Genomic DNA, 6,000 nt, shown 5'->3' with positions numbered 1-6,000 from the left:
CCGTGCCTATGGATTCAGGAACTTTGAAAATTACCGCATGCGGGTCTTGGCCCAGTGCGGTTGGAACGGTGTGATTAACCGTGTCTAGTGAATGCGTATCCCCCGATAATGGGGAAGAGCCAACGCTTACAGGGGTTAATTGGCGGACAGAGGGGGATTCGAACCCCCGATACGCTATTCACGTATACACGCTTTCCAGGCGTGCGCCTTCAACCGCTCGGCCACCTGTCCTAATCGCTTACTACTACCGGCAGGCAAGGCACAAAGCCCCACCTAAGCGAAGTCCGCCATTCTAACAGAAATCCGGCAAAATCAAAAACCTATACCGTCTTGCTGACCATCCGCTCAACATAACGCGCAATCATGTCAATTTCCAGGTTCACCGCGCTGCCCGCCTTCAAATGCTTCAGCGTCGTTACCTGCACCGTATGCGGAATCAGGTTGATCCGGATCTCGCAGCTACCATCGGCCGCATCGTCGACCTGGTTTACCGTCAGGCTCACCCCGTTCACCGTAATCGAACCCTTGTAGGCCAGATACTTTGCCAAACTGGCCGGCACCTGAATCCGCAAATCCCACGACTCGCCCACCGGCTCGAACCGTACAACCTCACCCAAGCCATCGACGTGGCCCGACACCAGATGCCCGTCCAGCGAATCGCCCATGCGCAACGCATGCTCAAGATTCACCTCGCCCATCGCATCCAGCCCTGCTGTACGGTTCAGACTCTCGCGAGACACATCGACCTTGAACGTCGAGCCTGTAAACTCGACTACCGTCATGCACGCCCCTTGAATCGCGATTGAATCGCCCAAGCGCGTACGCTCTAGTGGCAGCCCGCCCGCGTCTAGCGTCAGGCGCACACCCGCGTCATCTTCGCCAGCCTTCAAGAGCTGAACATCAACAATCTTGCCAACCGCTGCAACAATACCTGTAAACATAAATCACACCCTATATCAGAGAGCCGGCACCACGTGCCCGCCCGATAAATCAGTTGACACCGCCGCCAGTAACCTGGCCCAGCGATCTGCGCGACGCGCACGCACACGTAAATCAGGGCCGATAGTGACCGGCGCCAAAAAATCATAACGCTGGACACCGCCCAAAACGCTTAGTCCTGGCAGCGCGAACATCCCCTGCCCGGGCCCCAACACCATAGGCGCAAAGTACACCAGCAATTCGTCGACCAGGTCCGCCTGCAGCAGCGTGCCATGCAAACGCGCACCCGCTTCGACATGAACCTCGTTGAACTCGTTGGCGCCCAACCACTGCATGACTGCCATCAAATCGACATGGCCATCGCGCTCGGGCAGCACCACCACCTGAACACCGCGATCGGCCAAGCGCTGCGCCTTGTCGTGATTGACCATGCAGGTAAACACCAGCACCCGTCCGCCGTCGAACAACCGCGCGGTTTCGGGTACCTGAAAATGCGTATCGACCACGGCACGAACCGGCTGACGCCGCGTATCGACCTCGCGCACTGTTAGCTGCGGATCGTCTGCCAGCACCGTACCCAGGCCCGTTAGCACCACGCAACTACGCGCCCGCCAATGGTGGCCATCGGCCCGTGCCTGCGGCCCCGTAATCCATTGCGACACCCCGTTAGCCAACGCGGTTTGCCCATCGAGCGACGCCGCCGACTTGACCCAGACCCACGGCGTTTTGCGCGTCATGCGGGCCACGAACCCCGGGTTTAATTCAAGCGCCTCGTCGGCACACACAGGCACAGAAACATCAATGCCCGCCGCGCGCAACCGCGCCACGCCACGGCCACTGACCAAAGGATTGGGGTCGGACATGGCAATAACTACGCGCGCAGGCCGCGCGGCCACCAGGGCATCGACACACGGCGGCGTGCGACCAAAATGACTGCACGGCTCGAGCGTGACATACACCGTAGACCCGGCAACGTCGACGCCCCGTTCTTGAGCCTGCCGCAACGCCATGACTTCGGCATGCGGACCACCCACGGCCTGGGTTGCACCCGAGGCCACCACTTGGCCGTCTTTGACGATTACGCAACCAACACGAGGATTAGGATTGGTCAGGAAAAGCACACCGGCGCTCAGCGCAATGGCCTGACGCATCCAGTGAGTATCGGCATCGGTTGCCGGAAACAAGGCGGGCACCCCGCCAGCGCCGCCCGCCATCAGGCACCCTTTGCGGTGCGACTGCCCGAGACAGGTTCGACCTTGATTTCGTCAATGGCTTTGACGAATTCGTTGATATCTTCGAAGCTTTTATAAACCGAAGCAAACCGCACGTAGGCCACCTGATCCAGCTTGATCAGTTCATTCATGACCAGCTCGCCCAAATAACCCGTTGAAACCTCGCGCTTACCGCTGGTCAGCAGGTTTTCTTCGATGCGCGCCACAGCCGCATCGACCTGTTCGGTGCTGACCGGCCGCTTGCGAAGCGCCAGCTTCAGGCTGCCGCGCAATTTTTCAAGGTCGAATTCGGTACGTGTGCCGTTTCGCTTGACCACCGCAGGCATCGACAGCTCGACCCGCTCGTAGGTGGTGAAGCGCCGTTCGCAAGCCGTGCAACGGCGACGCCGACGAATGGTATCGCCCTCTTCGGAAACGCGAGAGTCGATGACCTGTGTGTCGGAACCATTACAGAACGGGCATTTCATGGTGTTGACCGGCCTGCCGCAACACACACGGCAGGCCTGACCCTTGAGGGATTAACGATAAACCGGCAAACGCGCGGTCAGTTCGTTGACGCGTGCGCGCACGTCTGCAATGACGGCTTCGTTTTCAGGATTGTCGAGCACATCGGCAATCAGGTGGCCAGTGAGTTCTGCTTCGGCTTCTTTGAAACCGCGCGTGGTCATGGCAGGCGTACCCAAACGAATACCGCTGGTGACAAAGGGCTTTTCGGGGTCGTTGGGGATGGCGTTTTTGTTAACCGTAATATGCGCCTGACCCAAGGCCGCTTCGGCCACTTTGCCGGTAATCCCCTTGGGACGCAGGTCGACCAGCATCACGTGGCTTTCGGTACGACCCGAAACAATACGCAGGCCGCGCTCGACCAGCGTACGGGCCAGAACGTCGGCGTTCTTAACGACCTGTGCGGCGTAAGTTTTGAATTCAGGCTGAAGCGCTTCTTTGAAGGCCACGGCCTTGCCGGCAATAACGTGCATTAACGGGCCGCCCTGGATACCAGGGAAAATCGCCGAATTGATGATTTTTTCGAATTCGGCTTTCATCATGATGACGCCGCCACGTGGACCGCGCAGCGATTTGTGCGTGGTCGAGGTGACGAAGTCGGCGTGCGGGAAGGGATTGGGATATGCACCACCAGCAACCAGGCCCGCGTAGTGGGCGATGTCGACCATGAACAGTGCGCCGTTATCGTGTGCGATACGGGCCATGCGTTCAAAGTCGATACGCAGCGAATAGGCCGACGCGCCACCCACCACCAGCTTGGGCTTGTGGGTTTTGGCCAGTTCTTCGAGTTTGTCGTAGTCGATGGCTTCGTTGGCATCGAGGCCATACGAAATAAAGTTGTACAGCTTGCCCGATGCATTAACCGGCGAGCCGTGTGTAAGGTGGCCGCCTTCGGCCAGGCTCATGCCCAACACCGTGTCGCCGGGTTTAAGCACCGCCATGTAAACGCCCTGGTTCGCCTGTGAACCCGAGTTGGGCTGCACGTTAGCGGCTTCTGCGCCGAACAGTTCTTTAAGACGGTCGATCGCCAATTGCTCGACGATGTCGACGTACTCGCAACCGCCGTAGTAACGCTTGCCCGGGTAACCCTCGGCGTACTTGTTGGTCAGTTGGGTACCCTGAGCCTGCATAACAGCCGGGCTGGTGTAGTTCTCGGAAGCAATCAGTTCGATGTGCTGTTCCTGACGAACATTTTCCTTTTGAATGGCGGCCCACAATTCGGGGTCGACGTGATCAAGCGTACGCGAGCGGTCAAACATGAAGAATCCTAGGAAGTGCGAAATAAAGGTCAGGCGGCATTTTAACCCGGCCGCCTGTAATAAACCTAAGCAGGGGCAAGCGCCGGGTTTAAAGTGTACTTACCGGTAATGGCCGCCTGCGCCAACACGTGACCCTGAATGGCTCGCAAGACATCGGGGCCCGTGAAACGGCCCTCGACCTGAACGCGGTCGATATCAAGGGCGTATACCGTAAACACATAGCGATGCACGATGGCGTCGTTCCAGGGCGGGCACGGGCCATCGTAGCCGAAGTAATCGCCGCTCATGTCGCGGTCGGCCGCAAACCAGCCGGTGTAGTCATTAATACCCTGGCGGGTATCGTGGACCGCCAAAGGGCCGCCCTTGCCGCGTGGCGTAATGCCGTCTGAATAGGCGCCTTCGGGAATTTCGCGTACCGAGCCGGCCACATCGACCAGTACCCAGTGGTAGAAATCGACCCGCGGCAAACTGGCCGGCACTTCGCGCCCCTCTTGGTTGACGTCATCACCCTTGCTGGGCACGTCGGGGTCGTGACAAATAACGACAAAAGACTTTGTGCCTTCGGGGACGTCGGCCCAAGCCAAATGAGGGTTGCGGTTACCCGCGAGGGCAATATGCGATTCGGGGTCGATTTTCCCGAAAGCGTTAGCTTGCGGAATGAACTGCTGGTCGGCAAAAGATTTACTGGTCAGTTTCATAAGGCCTCCTGAATGCTGGACCGGATCATGCTACAGAGTATTTGGCGCGCCGCAACCGAAAATTGGCGACCGGATTTAAGCAAGCGTGACACGGGCAAACTTGCGCTTGCCCACCTGCACCACATAGGTGCCGGCCGGCAACTGCAAGCCCTTGTCTTCAATGCGCGCGCCATCGACACGAACCCCGCCTTGCTCAACATTCCGCTGGGCTTCGGCGCCGGACGCCACCAGACCGGCTTCGCGCAGCACTTTAAGAATGCCCAACGGCGCCCCGGCCAACTGAACTTCAGGCATGTCTTCTGGGATAACGCCATCGCGGAACCGCGCCTCGAAACGCGCCAGGGCTTCGTGGGCGTCTTTCTCGGAATGGAAACGACCCACGATTTCTTGGGCCAGCAACACTTTGGTGTCACGCGGATTGGCGCCATCGTTCACGGCCTTTTGCAGCAGGGCAATTTCGTCTTGGGTTCGGAACGACAGGAGCTCGAAATAACGCCACATGAGCGTGTCGGAAATAGACATGAGCTTGCCGAACATGCTGTCGGGCGTTTCGGTGATACCGATGTAGTTGCCTTTGGACTTCGACATTTTGTCGACGCCGTCCGTGCCTTCAAGCAGCGGCATGGTCAAAATGCACTGCGGCTCTTGACCGTATTCTTTTTGCAGCTCGCGCCCCACCAGCAAATTGAACTTCTGGTCGGTACCGCCCAATTCGAGGTCGGCCTTGAGGGCGACCGAATCGTAGCCCTGCATCAGCGGGTACAGAAACTCGTGCACCGAAATAGGAATGCCCTGCTTGAAGCGGCGGGTGAAGTCTTCGCGCTCCATCATGCGCGCCACGGTATAGCGAGACGCCAGTTGAATCATGCCGCGCGCGCCAAGCGGGTCGCACCACTCGGAGTTATAGCGAATTTCGGTTTTGGACGGATCGAGCACCAAGCTGGCCTGAGCGTAATAGGTTTTGGCGTTTTCCTGGATCTGTTCGGCCGTAAGCGGCGGGCGTGTGGCGTTACGGCCGCTGGGGTCGCCAATCATGGAGGTGAAGTCGCCGATAAGAAATATGACGGTGTGCCCCAGGTCTTGCAACTGACGCATTTTGTTCAACACCACCGTGTGCCCCAAATGGATGTCGGGCGCGGTGGGGTCGAGGCCCAGCTTGATGCGTAACGGCTGACCGGTGGCACGACTGCGGGCGAGCTTTTTTACAAATTCGCTCTCTACCAACAATTCGTCGCATCCTCGCTTAACTACGCGCAAATCTGCTTCAATTTCGGGGGTAATGACAACTTCTGGCGACGACATATAACAACCGTAGATAAGAAAAAATGAAAAAATGCTCGAAAATAGTCAAGCAATGCGATAGCATAC

At 58.2% G+C, this 6,000-nt stretch carries 6 protein-coding genes and 1 tRNA gene; all 7 read right to left on the bottom strand.

The features are described from left to right. Window positions 1–140: 140 nt before the first annotated feature. The 7 genes from GTU67_RS12910 to tyrS all read right to left on the bottom strand — a co-directional run bounded on the left by GTU67_RS12910 (window position 141) and on the right by tyrS (window position 5,934). Window positions 141–231 (bottom strand) — tRNA-Ser (locus GTU67_RS12910). An 89-nt stretch (window positions 232–320) separates the two neighbouring features. Further along, a complete protein-coding gene (locus tag GTU67_RS12905) occupies window positions 321–941 on the bottom strand; it encodes a riboflavin synthase (protein ID WP_185780472.1) in 621 nt (206 codons plus the stop codon). A 15-nt stretch (window positions 942–956) separates the two neighbouring features. Further along, window positions 957–2,153: a bifunctional diaminohydroxyphosphoribosylaminopyrimidine deaminase/5-amino-6-(5-phosphoribosylamino)uracil reductase RibD gene (gene ribD, locus GTU67_RS12900; protein WP_249417713.1), complete on the bottom strand. Its 1,197-nt coding sequence runs from the start codon at window positions 2,151–2,153 to the stop codon at window positions 957–959. Next, window positions 2,153–2,638 carry a transcriptional regulator NrdR gene (gene nrdR / locus GTU67_RS12895; protein ID WP_185780471.1) on the bottom strand — a complete coding sequence of 162 codons (486 nt, stop codon included), beginning with the start codon at window positions 2,636–2,638 and terminating at the stop codon, window positions 2,153–2,155. Before nrdR ends, ribD begins: the two co-directional genes overlap by 1 nt. 51 nt (window positions 2,639–2,689) lie before the next feature. Further along, the gene (glyA, locus tag GTU67_RS12890) at window positions 2,690–3,934 is read right to left on the bottom strand and encodes a serine hydroxymethyltransferase (protein ID WP_185780470.1); all 1,245 of its coding nucleotides are present in this window, start codon (window positions 3,932–3,934) and stop codon (window positions 2,690–2,692) included. A gap of 65 nt (window positions 3,935–3,999) precedes the next feature. Continuing rightward, entirely contained in the window at window positions 4,000–4,632 is a 633-nt protein-coding gene (locus GTU67_RS12885; protein WP_185780469.1) for a YbhB/YbcL family Raf kinase inhibitor-like protein, read from the bottom strand. A gap of 75 nt (window positions 4,633–4,707) precedes the next feature. Next, window positions 4,708–5,934, bottom strand: a complete 1,227-nt coding sequence (tyrS, locus tag GTU67_RS12880) for a tyrosine--tRNA ligase (protein ID WP_185780468.1) — start codon at window positions 5,932–5,934, stop codon at window positions 4,708–4,710. Window positions 5,935–6,000 lie beyond the last annotated feature (66 nt).

The sequence above is a fragment of the Pusillimonas minor genome, from assembly GCF_014237865.1.
In the GTDB taxonomy this organism is placed as follows: Bacteria; Pseudomonadota; Gammaproteobacteria; order Burkholderiales; family Burkholderiaceae_B; genus Neopusillimonas; species Neopusillimonas minor.
This window is presented reverse-complemented; position numbering and strand designations above follow the sequence as displayed.